Genomic DNA, 15617 nt, shown 5'->3' with positions numbered 1-15617 from the left:
GAACCGGAACGCTGGCGTAGCATTCAGAGGGATCGTCCGGTACCCCCCGCGGACTGGAACGGAAGGCCTTCGCCGCGTGAACGCATCAGATTTCAAGGAACCCCTCGACGCGAGGGACCGCCCCGCCCGGCTCACCGTCGGCGTCGTCGGTGCGGGCCGGGTCGGGCCCGCCCTCGCCGCGTCCCTGCAGCTGGCCGGGCACCGTCCGGTCGCCGTGTCCGGCGTCTCCGACGCCTCGGTGCGACGGGCCGGCGCGCTGCTCCCCGACGTCCCCCTGGTGACGCCCGCCGAGGTCCTCGCGCGTGCCGAGCTTGTGCTGCTGACCGTCCCCGACGACGCCCTGCCCGGCCTCGTCGACGGACTCGCCGAGACCGGCGCCGTGCGGCCCGGCCAGATCATCGTGCACACCTCCGGGCGTTACGGGACCCGGGTGCTCGACCCCGCCCTGCGGGCCGGTGCGCTCCCGCTCGCACTGCACCCCGCGATGACCTTCACCGGCAGCCCCGTCGACGTCCAGCGGCTGGCCGGCTGCTCCTTCGGTGTCACCGCTCCCGAGGAGCTCAGGCTCGCCGCCGAGGCGCTCGTCATCGAGATGGGCGGAGAGCCCGAATGGATCGCGGAGGAGTCCCGGGCGCTCTACCACGCGGCCCTCGCCCTCGGTGCGAACCACCTGGTCACCTTGGTCGCGCAGTCCATGGAGCTCCTCCACAAGGCGGGGGTGGGCGCACCCGACAGGATGCTCGGCCCGCTGCTCGGGGCCGCCCTCGACAACGCCCTGCGCTCCGGCGACGCGGCACTGACCGGGCCTGTGGCCCGGGGCGACGCCGGGACGGTGTCCGCGCACATCGGCGAGTTGCGGACGCACGCCCCGCAGACCGTGGCCGGTTACCTCGCCATGGCCCGCGCGACGGCGGACCGGGCGCTGGACCACGGTCTGCTCAAGCCCGAGTTCGCGGAGGACCTCCTCGTCGTCCTGTCGGACAGCGCGAACGGGAAGAACGGCACACACGGTCCGGACGGTTCCGGGCCCGGGCCGGGGGAGAAGCGATGAGCACCACACCGGTCACCCTGCTGCGCACCGCGGCCGAGCTGGACGCCCTCGGCCGGCCCGCCGACGGCCACCGCGCCGTTGTCATGACGATGGGGGCGCTCCACGAAGGCCACGCCACCCTGGTCCGCGCGGCCCGTGCCGCCGCCGGGCCGGGGGGCCAGGTCGTCGTCACCGTCTTCGTCAACCCGCTGCAGTTCGGCGAGGCCGCCGACCTCGACCGCTACCCCCGCACCCTCGACGCCGACGTCGCCCTCGCCGTGGAGGCCGGCGCCGACACCGTCCTCGCACCGTCCGTCGACGAGGTGTACTCCGGCGGCGATCCCCAGGTCAGGATCACCGCCGGCCCCATGGGAGAGCGGCTCGAAGGCGCCTTTCGCCCCGGGCACTTCGACGGGATGCTCACCGTCGTCGCGAAGTTCCTCCACCTCACCCGGCCGGACGCGGCGTACTTCGGGCAGAAGGACGCCCAGCAGCTCGCGCTGGTGCGCCGCATGGTGCGCGACCTGAACTTCGGCATCGACATCGTCGCCGTGCCGACCGTCCGGGACTCCGACGGCCTCGCACTCTCCAGCCGCAACCGCTTCCTCTCCGCCGAGGAGCGTGTCACCGCGCTGGCGCTTCCCCGGGCGCTGTTCGCCGCCCGTGACCGGCTGGCCGCCCAGAAGGCGCTCCACGCCCGCGCCGTCGCGCTCCCGGAGCACGGCGGCAGGGCCGTAGCCCTCACCCGGCTCGGCGAGGCCCGCGCCGCCGCCGACTCCCAGGCCGTCGCGCTGGCACGGCCGACCGTCGCGCCCGCCGACGTACGGGCCGCCGCGCAGGCCGTCCTGGAAGAGGCGGCCGGGGAAGCGGTGCCGCTCGACCTGGACTACGTGGCCCTCGTGGACCCGGCCGACTTCACCGAGATCCCGGACGACCGGGACAGCGGCGACGCGGTCCTCGCCGTCGCGGCGCGGGTGGGAGCCACCCGCCTGATCGACAACATCCCGCTGACCCTCGGAGGCCTCACATGACCGGAATACGGCTGACCGCCCCCGCCCCCGGCTGGGCCATCGACGCGGACGTGGTCGTGGTCGGCTCCGGCGTGGCCGGTCTCACCACCGCCCTGCGCTGCGCCGCCGCTGGCCTCGCCACGGTCGTCGTGACCAAGGCCCGCCTCGACGACGGCTCCACCCGCTGGGCCCAGGGCGGTATCGCGGCCGCCCTCGGCGAGGGCGACACCCCCGAACAGCACCTGGACGACACCCTGGTCGCCGGCGCCGGGCTGTGCGACGAGACCGCGGTGCGTGCCTTGGTCACGGAGGGCCCCGACGCCGTCCGGCGGCTCATCGGCACCGGCGCCCACTTCGACACCACCGACACCGGCGCGATCGCCCTGACCCGCGAGGGCGGCCATCACCGCCGTCGCATCGCGCACGCCGGCGGCGACGCGACGGGGGCGGAGATCTCCCGCGCCCTGGTCGAGGCGGTCCGCTCCGCCGCGCTGCGCACCATCGAGAACGCCCTGGTCCTGGACCTGCTCACGGATGCCGACGGCCGCGCCCGGGGCGTCACCCTGCACGTCATGGGCGAGGGCCAGCACGACGGCGTCGGCGCCGTCCGCGCCCCCGCGGTGGTGCTCGCCACCGGTGGCATGGGCCAGGTCTTCTCCGCCACGACCAATCCGCCGGTCTCCACGGGTGACGGCGTGGCGCTCGCCCTGCGCGCGGGAGCCGAGGTCTCGGACCTCGAATTCGTACAGTTCCATCCGACCGTCCTGTTTCTCGGTGCCGATTCCGAGGGGCAGCAGCCGCTGGTGTCAGAAGCGGTTCGGGGCGAGGGCGCCCATCTCGTCGACGCGTCGGGCACCCGGTTCATGCTGGGGCAGCACGAACTGGCCGAGCTGGCGCCCCGCGACATCGTCGCGAAGGCCATCACCCGCCAGATGCACCTCCAGGGCGCCGAGCACATGTATCTCGACGCCCGGCACTTCGGTGCGGCGATGTGGGAGCAGCGCTTCCCGACCATCCTGGCCGCGTGCCGCACCCACGGCATCGACCCCGTGACGCAGCCCATCCCCGTCGCCCCGGCCGCCCACTACGCCTCGGGCGGAGTGCGCACCGACCTGCGCGGCCGTACGACCGTGCCCGGGCTCTACGCCTGCGGGGAAGTCGCCTGCACCGGCGTCCACGGCGCCAACCGGCTGGCGTCCAACTCCCTCCTGGAGGGACTGGTCTTCGCCGAACGCATCGCGGCCGACATCACCGGCCTCACGGACGGTCCCCGGGCAGGCGCCGCCGGCGGGGAGGCCCCCGAGGTGCACCCCGCCGGTTCGCGTGCCTTGCCGCTGCTGACCGCGGAGTCCAGGACCGCGATCCAGCGGATCATGACGAAGGGCGCCGGGGTCATCCGCTCCGCCGCGAGCCTCGCCACCGCCGCCGGGGAACTGGAGGCGCTCGGGAGGACCGCCGCCGCCACCGCGGAGGAGGGCGGCCGCAAGGACGCCGTGCCCGGGGTTGAGGCATGGGAGGCCACGAACCTCCTCCTCGTCTCGAAGGTCCTCGTCGCCGCCGCCCGGCAGCGCGAGGAGACCCGGGGCTGCCACTGGCGCGAGGACCGTCCCGACCGCGACGACGACACCTGGCGCCGTCACCTGGTCGTCCGCGTCGACCAGGACCTGCTGCCCGTCGTCCGCACGACGGACAGTTCCGCGTTCCCGCCCGTACGCCCCGGAGACCCGGCAGACTCCGCACTGCCCGCAGGCCTCCCGAACCACCCCGCCGACGCCCCCGAGGAGCCGTAACCGTGAGCACGCCCGAAGAGAATCCGCGCCCCACGCCCGTGGACGTACCGCTGATCCACATCGGCGCCCCCGCCGCGTCCGGCGGTGGCTGCGGCGACGGCTGCGGCTGCGGTGACGGCTACGACCCCGACGGCCTGGAGTGCGGCCTCGACCCCGCGCTGGCCCAGCTCCTGGCCGACGCCGGGCTGGATCCCGTCCAGGTCGAGGACATCGCCCACGTCGCGATCGAGGAGGACCTCGACGGGGGCGAGGACGTCACCACCGTGGCGACCGTTCCCGAGGACGACGTCGCCACCGGTGACTTCACCGCCCGTGAGGCGGGCGTCGTCGCCGGACTGCGTGTCGCGGAGGCCGTCCTGTCCATCGTCTGCACCGACGAGTTCGAGGTCGAGCGGCACGTCGAGGACGGCGACCGCGTCGTGCCCGGCCAGAAGCTGCTCACGGTCACCACCCGTACCCGTGACCTGCTCACCGGCGAGCGCAGCGCGCTCAACCTGCTGTGCAGGCTCTCCGGCATCGCGACCGCCACCCGGGCCTGGGCCGACGTGCTCGAAGGCACGAAGGCCAAGGTCCGCGACACCCGCAAGACGACCCCGGGGCTTCGCGCGCTGGAGAAGTACGCCGTGCGCTGCGGCGGTGGCGTCAACCACCGCATGTCGCTGGTGGACGCGGCCTTGGTCAAGGACAACCACGTGATTGCCGCGGGCGGCGTCGCCGAGGCGTTCACGCGGGTCAGGAAGGCGTTCCCGGAACTCGCGATCGAGGTCGAGGTCGACACCCTGGAGCAGGTCCGTGAGGTGCTCGACGCCGGAGCCGATCTGATCCTGCTCGACAACTTCACCCCGTCCGCCACCGCCGAGGCGGTCGCCCTCGTGGGCGGCCGTGCGGTGCTGGAGTCCTCCGGCAGGCTGTCCCTGGGCTCCGCCCGTGCCTACGCGGAGGCGGGCGTCGACTACCTGGCCGTGGGCGCGCTCACGCACTCCTCGCCGATCCTCGACATCGGCCTGGACTTCCGTGAGGCGGCGGCCGACGGGACCGACGTCTGATGCTGCTCACCATCGACGTCGGAAACTCGCACACCGTCCTCGGGCTGTTCGACGGCGAGGAGATCGTCGAGCACTGGCGGATCTCCACCGACGCCCGCCGTACCGCCGACGAGCTGGCCGTGCTCCTCCAGGGTCTGATGGGCATGCACCCGCTGCTCGGCGTCGAGCTCGGTGACGGCATCGAGGGCATCGCGATCTGCTCGACGGTCCCCGCCGTTCTGCACGAGCTCCGCGAGGTCACCCGGCGCTACTACGGCGACGTCCCCGCGGTCCTCGTGGAGCCGGGCGTGAAGACCGGCGTACCCGTCCTGACCGACAATCCGAAGGAGGTCGGCGCGGACCGCATCATCAACGCGGTCGCGGCGGTCGAGCTCTACGGCGGTCCGGCCATCGTCGTCGACCTCGGCACGGCCACCACCTTCGACGCGGTCTCGGCACGCGGTGAGTACACGGGCGGCGTGATCGCGCCCGGTATCGAGATCTCCGTGGAGGCCCTCGGGGTCAAGGGGGCGCAGCTTCGCAAGATCGAGCTGGCCAGGCCCCGCAGTGTGATCGGCAAGAACACCGTCGAGGCCATGCAGTCCGGCATCGTGTACGGCTTCGCGGGCCAGATCGACGGCGTGGTCGAGCGCATGAAGAAGGAGCTGGCGGCGGACCCGGACGAGGTCACCGTCATCGCGACCGGGGGCCTTGCTCCGATGGTGTTGGGGGAGTCGTCCGTCATCGACGAGCACGAGCCCTGGCTGACGCTCATCGGGTTGCGTCTGGTCTACGAGCGGAACATCGCCCGGATGTAGCTCCCGCCCCCGGCCACCTGCGGGAACGGCCCGGCGGCACGGCGCGGGACGCCGCGCCGCCGGGCGGCCAGTTAAGCGGATTTTGTCCATTTAGCACGTATTGTCGCGTCATGCCCACGCCCTACGGATCACGCGGCGGCATGGCGTTCAGCGCGGACGAGCTCCGGGTGCTCCGACGCGCTCTCGCCAACGCCCTCCACCCCACGCCCCTGCCGGAAGAGGATGTCCAGGACTGCCTGCGACTCGCGGGCGCGGTGGACGAGGCGGTGAGCGAGGCGGGACGGTTGCGCGTCTTCCTCCTCGCCGATCTCGCCCGCTACCGCGACGCGCTCCCCGGCTCGCTCAGCGGGTATCTGGAGCTCCTCCAGGACGCCCTCGCGGCCGGCTACGACCCCCGCCCCGACGACCTCGCGGCCCTGCGCGCTCTGCGCGCCGGACCGGTCGCGGCAGCCCTCCTGGAGCGCTGCCAGGTGCTCGCGGAACGCTCCGTGCGGGCACGGCTCGCCGGGCGGCCCGCAGCGGTCACGGCGCCCGCGCCGCGCCGCCGCCTGCTGGCGCTGCCCGGCGGGCTGGCCTCGGCCAAGGAGCCTGAACGGCCGCCGGGCCCGCCGCAGCCCAAGCAGCCGGCCCGTCCGGGTGCCCCGGGGGAGCGGCCCATGCCCAAGCCCTCCGAGGTCTTCCCGCCGCGCCGCCGTCCCGCGCCCGCGCCGCCGCCTGAGGAGCGCGCGGTGTCCTGACCGGCCTGCGCGCCGCGACTCGCGGGGTGCCCGGGAGTGGCCGGAATGCCGGGCTCGCTACTCTGGGGGCATGGAATACTTCTCCGCGCTCCTGCCTCCCGTGGTGATGGCCGTCTTCTTCACCGGTCTCGTCGTGACGATCATCAAGAGCCAGGGCGGCCCGAACAAGGCCAAGGAGGACGCCGCCGTGGACGCGGCGATCGCCCGGGCCGAATCGGTGCAGCAGGCGCCGCGGGTCGAGGGCGTCTGACCCGCACCTGACATGAAGGGCGCACGGCTCCTCGGAGCCGTGCGCCCTTTTGTTGTTCCAGAATTATCCCATTCCAGACATCTAGCACTAAGGTGGCGCTGTGCCTCGCCAAATGGGAGAGCTGGAAGACGCCGTGATGACACGGGTCTGGCAATGGAACCGCCCGGTCACCGTGCGGGAAGTTCTCGAGGACCTTCAACAGGAACGCTCCATCGCCTACACGACCGTCATGACGGTAATGGACAATCTCCATCAGAAGGGCTGGGTGCGCCGGGAAGTGGACGGCCGGGCATATCGATATACGGCCGTCTCCACCCGCGCCGCATACTCGGCCGCACTGATGAACGAAGCCTGGTCGCACAGCGACAACCCGGCAGCGGCTCTGGTCGCCTTCTTCGGGATGATGTCGGCGGAGCAGCGGGAGGCGCTCGGGGATGCCATGCGCGTCGTCGCGCCCCCCCAGCCCGAGCCTTCCGCGAGCTCGCCCGAAGGCGGTGAGGCGGCCGATGAAGCGCCGCCGCAGAGCGGGCGATAGCGTCGGGGGATGTCCTCTGAGCAACCGCGAACCGAGCGCCGGAACGAGACACGAACCGGAGCCCGTACCCGGCCGGAAACAGGGTCCGCAGCAGAAGTTCATACCGACCCGTCGGTAAATAGGCCGGCCATCACCGTCCGGCGCGCCAGGACAAGTGATGTCGCGTCGGTCCGAGCACTCCTTGACGGCTACGTCACCGAAGGCATCCTGCTCGACAAAGCGACGGTGACGCTTTACGAGGACATCCAGGAGTTCTGGGTCGCCGAACGCGACGAGGACGCCCGCGTCATCGGCTGCGGCGCACTCCACGTGATGTGGGAAGACCTGGCGGAAGTCCGTACTCTCGCCGTCGACCACGGCATCAAGGGTGCCGGAGTCGGGCACCAGGTTCTGGGCAAGCTGTTGCAGACCGCGCGCTGGCTCGGGGTCCGACGGGTTTTCTGCCTCACCTTCGAAGTCGACTTCTTCGCGAAGCACGGCTTCACGGAGATCGGAGAGACGCCGGTCGACGGAGATGTCTACAGCGAGCTGCTTCGTTCCTATGACGAGGGTGTCGCGGAGTTCCTGGGTCTCGAACGAGTGAAGCCGAACACCTTGGGCAACAGTCGGATGCTTCTGCACCTGTGACCGGTGGAAGTCTGCGGAACCCTATGTCCGAATCGCGCATGTTTCCCGCGTTCTTGCGCTCCTGAACCTCTCCCAGGGGTTTGTGTTTTCCGGGGAAAAGCGGTTTCCTTTCCGCGTACTGCATTTTCGATGAAAGGAAATCCGGTGGCACAGAAGGTTCAGGTCCTTCTTGTTGATGACCTCGACGGTGTCGAGGCGGACGAGACAGTGACGTTCGCTCTGGATGGCAAGACCTACGAGATCGACCTCACCACGACCAACGCGGACAAGCTCCGTGGTCTTCTCGAGCCGTACACCAAGAGTGGCCGTCGCACCGGGGGCCGCGCAGCGACCGGCCGCGGCAAGGGCCGTGCGGTTGCGGGCGGCAACAAGGACACCGCCGAGATCCGTAAGTGGGCCCGCGAGAACGGCCACAACGTGAATGACCGCGGCCGCGTCCCCGCCGAGATCCGTGAGGCCTACGAGAAGGCCAACGGCTGACCTGTCGGGCGATGGGCCCGCAGGTTCGTCCGGGCGTGCGTGAGTCTGGCCCGGTGGCACTCCGTCGCCGCCGCGTCCACGAGTCGTACGAGATCGGGAGCATCCCCACCCCTGCTCCCGAAGCCGCCCAGGGCCGGGAGCCTCGGCTCCGCCCCCGGGCCGGTTCCGGGGGGCCGCAGCCAGACCGCGGCCCCCGGCGAGCCCTTCGACGCCACTCCGGGTGGCGCCGGGGCCGCGATGTGCCCACCCGGCCCGACAGCGGTCAGGTCGAGCGCGATGCCGCCCCACTCCAGCCAGTCGAGCAGCCCCGGCAGCTCCTCGGCGCCGCCCGCGGCGACCAGCAGTCGCATCCGCTGCCCTCCCAGCGCCACGGGACCCGCGTGTCCCACCCGGCTCAGCGCCGCGTGACCCGCCGCGGCCGGCAGTTCCAGTACGTCGAAGTGCAGCCCCGTCAGGAGCCGCAGCGGCGAGGTGCCCGTCGTGGCCCAGCCGAGCTCCTGGGCGTACCACCGGGCCCAGCCCTCGGACTCGGACGACGAGCGGGGCGGCGGGACGAGGGAAACCATGTCCGATGAACCGCCGAGTGGACCTCGAAGTTACGCACCGTTCATGATCGAGTGCTCCGTGTGCCGGCGGTGGGGGCGTGCGGGAGCGTCCGGCAGCGCGAAGTTGTTCGCCCGTAGCGGAGGAAACGGGGGTGCGCCGCATGGACTGTCAGTGAGTGCGGGTAAGACATCCCTAGTGGGAAGGGTCGACACGCGGGCAAAAGCGTCTCACGTTCGCCATCGGCGTACTGGCGAAAGGGCTATCTGCCTGGCCTGCGGGAACATCGTCTCGCACCATCGGGTTGGAGCAGTTGTCGGCGTTCGGGGCAGGAGGCCATCGTCGGGTGTCGGCAGTTGAAATGAGCGGTCCCCGCTTGCGGGACTAAGCTGCGGAAGGACAGGGAGGGGACCGACCCCTTACTGCCTGACCGCTCTGAGGAGCGATTAACGATGTTCGAGAGGTTCACCGACCGCGCGCGGCGGGTTGTCGTCCTGGCTCAGGAAGAAGCCCGGATGCTCAACCACAACTACATCGGCACCGAGCACATCCTCCTGGGCCTGATCCACGAGGGTGAGGGTGTCGCCGCTAAGGCCCTGGAGAGCCTCGGGATTTCGCTCGAGGCGGTCCGCCAGCAGGTGGAGGAGATCATCGGTCAGGGCCAGCAGGCCCCGTCCGGCCACATCCCCTTCACGCCCCGGGCCAAGAAGGTCCTGGAGCTGTCGCTCCGCGAGGCCCTTCAGCTCGGCCACAACTACATCGGCACGGAGCACATCCTGCTCGGCCTGATTCGCGAGGGCGAAGGCGTCGCAGCCCAGGTCCTCGTGAAGCTGGGTGCCGACCTGAACCGGGTGCGGCAGCAGGTCATCCAGCTGCTCTCCGGGTACTCGGGGGGCAAGGAGGCGGCCACCGCCGGCGGCCCCGCGGAGGGCACGCCCTCCACTTCCCTGGTGCTCGACCAGTTCGGCCGGAATCTCACCCAGGCCGCTCGTGAGTCCAAGCTCGACCCGGTCATCGGGCGCGAGAAGGAGATCGAGCGGGTCATGCAGGTGCTGTCCCGCCGTACCAAGAACAACCCGGTGCTCATCGGTGAGCCCGGCGTCGGCAAGACGGCTGTCGTCGAGGGCCTGGCCCAGGCCATCGTCAAGGGCGAGGTGCCCGAGACCCTCAAGGACAAGCACCTCTACACCCTCGACCTCGGCGCGCTGGTCGCGGGCTCCCGCTACCGCGGTGACTTCGAGGAGCGCCTGAAGAAGGTCCTCAAGGAGATCCGCACCCGCGGTGACATCATCCTGTTCATCGACGAGCTCCACACCCTCGTGGGTGCGGGTGCCGCCGAGGGCGCGATCGACGCCGCGAGCATCCTCAAGCCCATGCTGGCGCGAGGCGAGCTCCAGACCATCGGTGCCACCACGCTCGACGAGTACCGCAAGCACCTGGAGAAGGACGCCGCGCTGGAGCGCCGCTTCCAGCCCATCCAGGTCGCGGAGCCGTCGCTGCCGCACACCATCGAGATCCTCAAGGGCCTGCGCGACCGTTACGAGGCCCACCACAGGGTCTCCATCACGGACGAGGCGCTGGTCCAGGCCGCCACCCTGGCCGACCGCTACATCTCGGACCGGTTCCTGCCGGACAAGGCGATCGACCTGATCGACGAGGCCGGCTCCCGGATGCGCATCCGCCGGATGACCGCGCCGCCGGACCTCCGCGAGTTCGACGAGAAGATCGCGGGCGTCCGCCGCGACAAGGAGTCGGCCATCGACTCCCAGGACTTCGAGAAGGCAGCTTCGCTCCGCGACAAGGAGAAGCAGCTGCTGGCGGCGAAGGCCAAGCGGGAGAAGGAGTGGAAGGCCGGCGACATGGACGTCGTGGCCGAGGTCGACGGCGAGCTCATCGCCGAGGTCCTCGCCACCGCGACCGGTATCCCGGTGTTCAAGCTGACCGAGGAGGAGTCCTCGCGTCTGCTGCGCATGGAGGACGAGCTCCACAAGCGCGTCATCGGCCAGAAGGACGCCATCAAGGCCCTCTCGCAGGCGATCCGCCGTACGCGAGCCGGTCTGAAGGACCCGAAGCGGCCCGGTGGCTCGTTCATCTTCGCCGGCCCGTCCGGTGTCGGTAAGACGGAGCTCTCCAAGACGCTCGCCGAATTCCTCTTCGGCGACGAGGACGCACTGATCTCCCTCGACATGTCGGAGTTCAGCGAGAAGCACACGGTTTCCCGCCTCTTCGGTTCGCCCCCCGGTTACGTGGGTTACGAAGAGGGCGGCCAGCTCACCGAGAAGGTGCGCCGCAAGCCGTTCTCCGTCGTCCTCTTCGACGAGGTCGAGAAGGCCCACCCCGATATCTTCAATTCCCTGCTCCAGATTCTGGAGGACGGTCGCCTGACCGACTCCCAGGGTCGGGTCGTGGACTTCAAGAACACGGTCATCATCATGACGACCAACCTCGGGACTCGGGACATCTCGAAGGGCTTCAACCTGGGCTTCGCCGCCCAGGGCGATGTGAAGACGAACTACGAGCGGATGAAGGTCAAGGTCAACGAAGAGCTCAAGCAGCACTTCCGGCCCGAGTTCCTCAACCGTGTCGATGACACGGTCGTCTTCCACCAGCTCACAGAGGAAGACATCATCCAGATCGTCGACCTGATGGTCGCCAAGGTGGATGAGCGTCTCAAGGACCGCGACATGGGTATCGAGCTCAGCTCGGAAGCCAAGTCGCTCCTGGCGAAGAAGGGCTACGACCCCGTGATGGGCGCCCGGCCGCTGCGCCGGACGATCCAGCGCGAGATCGAGGACATCCTCTCCGAGAAGATCCTCTTCGGCGAGCTGCGTCCCGGTCACATCGTGGTCGTCGGCACCGAGGGTGAGGGCGACGAGAAGAAGTTCTCCTTCCGCGGCGAGGAGAAGTCGGCACTGCCCGACGTCCCGCCGATCGAGCAGGCGGCAGGTGGCGCCGGCCCGAATCTGACGAAGGACGCGTGACGGCGCTCGGCGCCTGAGCGTGAAAGGGGCTGCCCCGGACCGAGAACCGGTCCGGGGCAGCCCCTTTTCTCGGTGATCCCGCGCCGTGCGTGATCCCGCGCCGTGCCTGATCCCTTGCCGTGCCGCCGCCTGCCCGTACGGGGTTCTCCGCGCCGGTCATGGGCCGGAGTCCTGTCCGGCGGGCGCGGAACGGGCGGGGCGGCGGGCCGGGAGGTATGTGGCCTTCCTCACAGCGAAAGTCCACGTAGCGAAAGCAACTGCACCTTTTCGTCTTCTCTGTCTGCCCCGTGCTCGGCTGCTGACCGGAGGTGAAGAAATCGTGACGACCGACCGCTGACCCGGCCATACGATCACCTCGAGTCGCATCCGCGTGCCCCATTCCGCTGCGACCCCTTCTTCTCTTTTTCGGACCCCGAAGGGCTCTTGTGAAGATTCGCCGGATTCTTGCCACAGCCGTCGCCGCCGCGGTGACCACACCTGTGCTCCTGCTGTCGGTCACCCCCGCGTTCGCCGACGACAAGCCGACAGCGCAGACGCAGGAGAAGCCGTCCATCGCGGAGCTGGAGAAGGCGGCCGCTGCGGCGAAGGCGGTGTACGACAGCGCCGTGGAGGCCGAGAACGCCGCCCAGGCGGCTCTGGACGCGCTCGCGTCCGACACCGCTCCGCTCGTTGTGGCGGTCAAGACCGCCCAGGCCGCGGCAGTCGCCGCCGGCACCGAGAAGGTCGCCGCCGACCAGGCGCTCGTCGAGGCGCGGGCGGCGCTGGCTGCTCTCCCGGACGACGCCACAGAGGAGCAGAAGGCCGCCGCGACGGCAGCTGTCACCGAGGCCGAGACCGCTGCCGGGACCGCCGCCACGGCCAAGGAAGACGCCGACGCCAAGGCGCTGGAGGCCCAGCAGACACTCGACGACGAGCGGGTGGCCGCGGCCCGGGAGGTGGGCCGGACGCAGAAGGCCACCGAGGAGGCGCTCGCCCAGAAGACCGCCGCCGAGGAGGCGCTCGCCAAGGCGATCGAGGAGGGCGAGGGCGACGAGGACTGCGTTCCCGAGGCCAAGCTAAAGACGGTCGTCACGGGTCTGCCGTCCACGGTCGTCGCCGGCACGAAGGTCGACTTCCGCCTCCGGGTGACCAATGGGACCGACAGGACGATGGACGAGGTGTACCCGTTCGCCTACGTCCACGCGACCGACAAGAGCGGCGTCAAGGACCTCGGCGACCTGGTGCACCTGCAGTGGTCGCCGGGCTCTTCCGCCACGTGGAAGAACGTCGACAACGAGCACTACATGGACGCCATCAGCCCGCTGAAGGCCGGCGCCCACGCGGACATCAAGATGCGCCTCACGATCGATGCCAAGGCCCCTGCGGGTAACGGCGTCACCTTCGTCGCAGGTGACTACTGGAACGACAACGGCACGTGCGGCGGGAGTCCGGACCTCGAGGGCTACGAGTTCCTGATCGCCGCCAAGGGCAGCAAGCCGGGCACCGGCGACGCCAAGCCCAGCACCAGCGAGCCTGCCGACTCGGGCATCAAGCCCCAGAGCGGCGGGTCGTCCGGTCCCGTGGACGGCAGCCTCGCCGCCACGGGCTCGTCCTCGGCTACGTCCCAGCTCGCCCTCGCGAGCGGTGCGGCCCTGGTGATCGGTGCAGGCGCGGTGTACGCCGCACGTCGTCGCAAGGCCGGCGCGCACGCCTGACGTCTGAGGCGGGGTGCCCACCGGGCACTCCGCCCCACGCGCTGAACGCCCGACGGGCCCGACACCGACCGGTGTCGGGCCCGCTCGCTGTCGGACCCGTGCGCTGTCGGCCCCGTGCGCTGTCGGCCCCGTCCCGGAATCAGGTCAAGAGCAGTCGGTCACGGACCGCATCCGGGATCCGGTCCGCCCCCACGGACGGGACGCCGATGGCCGGTGAGCCCGCGGAAAGGGCCTGGGGCCCAAGGTCCCGAAACGGACAGGCTTCGGGCCCACCGGCGGTGACAAGGCGCACAGCCGTTTTTGCCCTACTACGACCGTTAGGAGAACCCGCGGGGGTCGGTGCAGGGACCTTCGGCCCGCACCGGCTGAGGCTTTCGGCGTATGTGGTGATTTACGACTTTTGATGGGCCATGTCCAGGAAGGAAGCCTTTGGGGCTGGAGTTAAACCTGATTCGCGATACTTGTTCGGAAGGTCGTCCACGACGATTCCGATCAACAACTGCGGTTAATTCCCCACCCTTCAACTACGGCTTTTGATCGTAGATGGGGGGTTTGAGTGTTGTTGGGGGTGCGGGTTACCAAGGTGGAGCAAGCCCGGTCGAGCACCGGGTCCAGTCACCCCGGAGGTACTCACCGCATGTCGAAGCGCGTAACGTTCCTGCACTCCCGCCGCCCGTCCATGCCCCGCGTCAGTGGCGCCGTCGTGGCTGTCGGCCTTGGTGCGTCGATGGTGTTCGGCGCGGGCGCGGCGTTCGCGTCCGGCACGACGGGCACCGCGGACACCGCGGCCCTCGCCGGCGCGGCCACCGCCAGCTCCATCGCCCAGCAGGCGACCGCTCAGACCAAGGCCGCTGACAAGGCGAAGGCGGACAAGGCCGAGCAGGCCGCGGCGAAGAAGAAGGCGGCTGCCAAGAAGAAGGCCGCCGCGAAGAAGAAGGCCGCCTCGTGGGAGGTCCCGGTCCGCCACTACGAGCTGAGCGCCACCTTCGGTATCGGCGGCGACCGCTGGGCCCACAAGCACTCCGGCCAGGACTTCGCGGTGCCGATCGGCACCAAGGTCGAGGCGGCGCACACCGGCCGGGTCGTCAAGGCCGGCCCGAACGGCGCCGGTGACGGTCCCGCGTACGGCAACGCCATCGTCATCAAGCACGCCAACGGCAAGTACTCGCAGTACGCGCACCTGTCGAAGATCGAGGTCAAGGTCGGCGAGCACGTCAAGACGGGCGAGGAGATAGCCAAGTCCGGCAACACCGGTAACTCCAGCGGTCCTCACCTGCACTTCGAGATCCGCAACACCCCGAACTACGGTTCCGCGATCAACCCGGTCACCTACCTGCACGCCGAACACGTCCACGTCTGAGACGCCTGACGCGTGATTCCTGCCGCTAAGCGGCGGAACCCGGGTCGTGGGCCCTGGTCACCAGCTCGATGGCGACCTCGAGAGCAGCTTCGCGCTTCTCCTCGGGGTCGCCTTCGGCGTCTCTGAGGGCGAATATGCCCGCGTGCATGGCCATCAGTGCGGTGAAGCAGCGCACCTGGTCGGTGAGCGGGGCGTCCGGTTCCTTGATCAGGTCGACCAGTGCGATGACGCGGTGCTTGATGGTGTGCCCGATGCTCAGCTCGCGCACCGTCGCCTGGTTCTCCTGCATGAAGACGAACAGCGGTGCGGCGGCCCTGAGCGCCTCGCTGTAGCGGACCAGGATCTCCTTCTTCGTCTCCAGCGTGCGGGGCTGCTCCTGGCCCCATTCCAGCAGCTCCTCGACCGGTCGGTTCAGGTCCTCGAAGATGCTGTTGAGGATGTCTTCCTTGGTCTTGAAGTGGTAGTAGAGCGCGGCCTTCGTGACCTGCAGATGCTCGGCGATCTCGCGGAGCGACGTCTTCTCGTAGCCCTGTTCGGCGAAGAGCTCCAGGGCGACGTCCTGAATGCGCTGGCGGGTGTTGCCCCGGCGCGGCTTCGGCGTGCTGCCCATGCGACTCTCCCAAGAACTTACTTGACGCCCGGCTAGTAGGGCTTTGTTAGCTACCCCGGTTGATCGTCGTCAGGTACGTTGTGATGTCCTGTCAGGTGTGACACCTGAGGAGATGGAGAGGGTCCGC

Annotated in this window: 15 protein-coding genes; 13 read left to right on the top strand and 2 right to left on the bottom strand. The window is 70.0% G+C overall.

The annotated features are described in order from the left end of the window. The first annotated feature begins 76 nt into the window (after positions 1-76). The 10 genes from ACFU5K_RS06255 (at position 77) to ACFU5K_RS06210 (ending at position 8302) form a co-directional block, all read left to right on the top strand. Positions 77-1051, top strand: a complete 975-nt coding sequence (locus ACFU5K_RS06255; RefSeq protein ID WP_384057533.1) for a Rossmann-like and DUF2520 domain-containing protein — start codon at positions 77-79, stop codon at positions 1049-1051. Next, positions 1048-2061 carry a pantoate--beta-alanine ligase gene (gene panC, locus ACFU5K_RS06250; RefSeq protein ID WP_384057531.1) on the top strand — a complete coding sequence of 338 codons (1014 nt, stop codon included), beginning with the start codon at positions 1048-1050 and terminating at the stop codon, positions 2059-2061. Before ACFU5K_RS06255 ends, panC begins: the two co-directional genes overlap by 4 nt. After that, positions 2058-3830: an L-aspartate oxidase gene (locus tag ACFU5K_RS06245; protein WP_384057530.1), complete on the top strand. Its 1773-nt coding sequence runs from the start codon at positions 2058-2060 to the stop codon at positions 3828-3830. Before panC ends, ACFU5K_RS06245 begins: the two co-directional genes overlap by 4 nt. A 2-nt stretch (positions 3831-3832) precedes the next feature. Further along, positions 3833-4876, top strand: coding sequence for a carboxylating nicotinate-nucleotide diphosphorylase (gene nadC, locus ACFU5K_RS06240; RefSeq protein WP_384057528.1), 1044 nt, complete (start codon positions 3833-3835; stop codon positions 4874-4876). Next, entirely contained in the window at positions 4876-5673 is a 798-nt protein-coding gene (locus tag ACFU5K_RS06235; RefSeq protein ID WP_031091045.1) for a type III pantothenate kinase, read from the top strand. The genes nadC and ACFU5K_RS06235 overlap by 1 nt, the downstream gene beginning before the upstream one ends. Positions 5674-5813: 140 nt before the next feature. Then, positions 5814-6410, top strand: a complete 597-nt coding sequence (locus tag ACFU5K_RS06230; RefSeq protein ID WP_384057654.1) for a hypothetical protein — start codon at positions 5814-5816, stop codon at positions 6408-6410. Positions 6411-6480: 70 nt separating this feature from the next. After that, positions 6481-6660 (top strand): hypothetical protein, encoded by a 180-nt coding sequence (locus ACFU5K_RS06225; protein ID WP_384057526.1) that lies wholly within the window; start codon positions 6481-6483, stop codon positions 6658-6660. Between the two features lie 100 nt (positions 6661-6760). Further along, a complete protein-coding gene (locus ACFU5K_RS06220) occupies positions 6761-7195 on the top strand; it encodes a BlaI/MecI/CopY family transcriptional regulator (RefSeq protein WP_384057525.1) in 435 nt (144 codons plus the stop codon). Between the two features lie 9 nt (positions 7196-7204). Continuing rightward, a complete protein-coding gene (locus tag ACFU5K_RS06215; RefSeq protein ID WP_384057523.1) occupies positions 7205-7822 on the top strand; it encodes an amino-acid N-acetyltransferase in 618 nt (205 codons plus the stop codon). Between the two features lie 144 nt (positions 7823-7966). Continuing rightward, entirely contained in the window at positions 7967-8302 is a 336-nt protein-coding gene (locus ACFU5K_RS06210; protein ID WP_327117355.1) for an Lsr2 family protein, read from the top strand. On the opposite strand, the gene ACFU5K_RS06205 is transcribed toward ACFU5K_RS06210, so the two are convergent. Continuing rightward, positions 8281-8868, bottom strand: coding sequence for an SCO3374 family protein (locus ACFU5K_RS06205; protein ID WP_384057522.1), 588 nt, complete (start codon positions 8866-8868; stop codon positions 8281-8283). The two genes, ACFU5K_RS06210 and ACFU5K_RS06205, sit on opposite strands and share 22 nt — an antisense overlap. A 429-nt stretch (positions 8869-9297) precedes the next feature. Here ACFU5K_RS06205 and ACFU5K_RS06200 point away from each other — a divergent pair, with 429 nt between their 5' ends. The 3 genes from ACFU5K_RS06200 to ACFU5K_RS06190 all read left to right on the top strand — a co-directional run bounded on the left by ACFU5K_RS06200 (position 9298) and on the right by ACFU5K_RS06190 (position 14880). Continuing rightward, positions 9298-11826 (top strand): ATP-dependent Clp protease ATP-binding subunit, encoded by a 2529-nt coding sequence (locus ACFU5K_RS06200; RefSeq protein WP_384057520.1) that lies wholly within the window; start codon positions 9298-9300, stop codon positions 11824-11826. A 425-nt stretch (positions 11827-12251) separates the two neighbouring features. After that, positions 12252-13520 carry a peptidase gene (locus ACFU5K_RS06195; RefSeq protein ID WP_384057519.1) on the top strand — a complete coding sequence of 423 codons (1269 nt, stop codon included), beginning with the start codon at positions 12252-12254 and terminating at the stop codon, positions 13518-13520. Positions 13521-14157: 637 nt separating this feature from the next. Then, complete coding sequence (locus ACFU5K_RS06190; protein WP_384057517.1) at positions 14158-14880, top strand: M23 family metallopeptidase; 723 nt, start codon at positions 14158-14160, stop codon at positions 14878-14880. A 25-nt stretch (positions 14881-14905) separates the two neighbouring features. Here ACFU5K_RS06190 and ACFU5K_RS06185 read toward each other — a convergent pair whose 3' ends face one another. Beyond that, positions 14906-15490 carry a TetR/AcrR family transcriptional regulator gene (locus ACFU5K_RS06185; RefSeq protein ID WP_384057515.1) on the bottom strand — a complete coding sequence of 195 codons (585 nt, stop codon included), beginning with the start codon at positions 15488-15490 and terminating at the stop codon, positions 14906-14908. Between the last annotated feature and the right edge of the window lie 127 nt (positions 15491-15617).

The organism is Streptomyces sp. NPDC057428, from assembly GCF_042803195.1.
Lineage (GTDB): Bacteria > Actinomycetota > Actinomycetes > Streptomycetales > Streptomycetaceae > Streptomyces.
This window is presented reverse-complemented; position numbering and strand designations above follow the sequence as displayed.

What these genes read in the sequence shown, in the direction of transcription:
- panC (WP_384057531.1), top strand. Translation starts at nt 1,048, where the DNA reads ATGAGCACCACACCGGTCACCCTGCTGCGCACCGCGGCCGAGCTGGAC.
- ACFU5K_RS06245 (WP_384057530.1), top strand. Translation starts at nt 2,058, where the DNA reads ATGACCGGAATACGGCTGACCGCCCCCGCCCCCGGCTGGGCCATCGAC.
- ACFU5K_RS06235 (WP_031091045.1), top strand. Translation starts at nt 4,876, where the DNA reads ATGCTGCTCACCATCGACGTCGGAAACTCGCACACCGTCCTCGGGCTG.
- ACFU5K_RS06230 (WP_384057654.1), top strand. Translation starts at nt 5,814, where the DNA reads ATGGCGTTCAGCGCGGACGAGCTCCGGGTGCTCCGACGCGCTCTCGCC.
- ACFU5K_RS06225 (WP_384057526.1), top strand. Translation starts at nt 6,481, where the DNA reads ATGGAATACTTCTCCGCGCTCCTGCCTCCCGTGGTGATGGCCGTCTTC.
- ACFU5K_RS06215 (WP_384057523.1), top strand. Translation starts at nt 7,205, where the DNA reads ATGTCCTCTGAGCAACCGCGAACCGAGCGCCGGAACGAGACACGAACC.
- ACFU5K_RS06205 (WP_384057522.1), bottom strand. Translation starts at nt 8,868, where the DNA reads ATGGTTTCCCTCGTCCCGCCGCCCCGCTCGTCGTCCGAGTCCGAGGGC.
- ACFU5K_RS06200 (WP_384057520.1), top strand. Translation starts at nt 9,298, where the DNA reads ATGTTCGAGAGGTTCACCGACCGCGCGCGGCGGGTTGTCGTCCTGGCT.
- ACFU5K_RS06190 (WP_384057517.1), top strand. Translation starts at nt 14,158, where the DNA reads ATGTCGAAGCGCGTAACGTTCCTGCACTCCCGCCGCCCGTCCATGCCC.
- ACFU5K_RS06185 (WP_384057515.1), bottom strand. Translation starts at nt 15,490, where the DNA reads ATGGGCAGCACGCCGAAGCCGCGCCGGGGCAACACCCGCCAGCGCATT.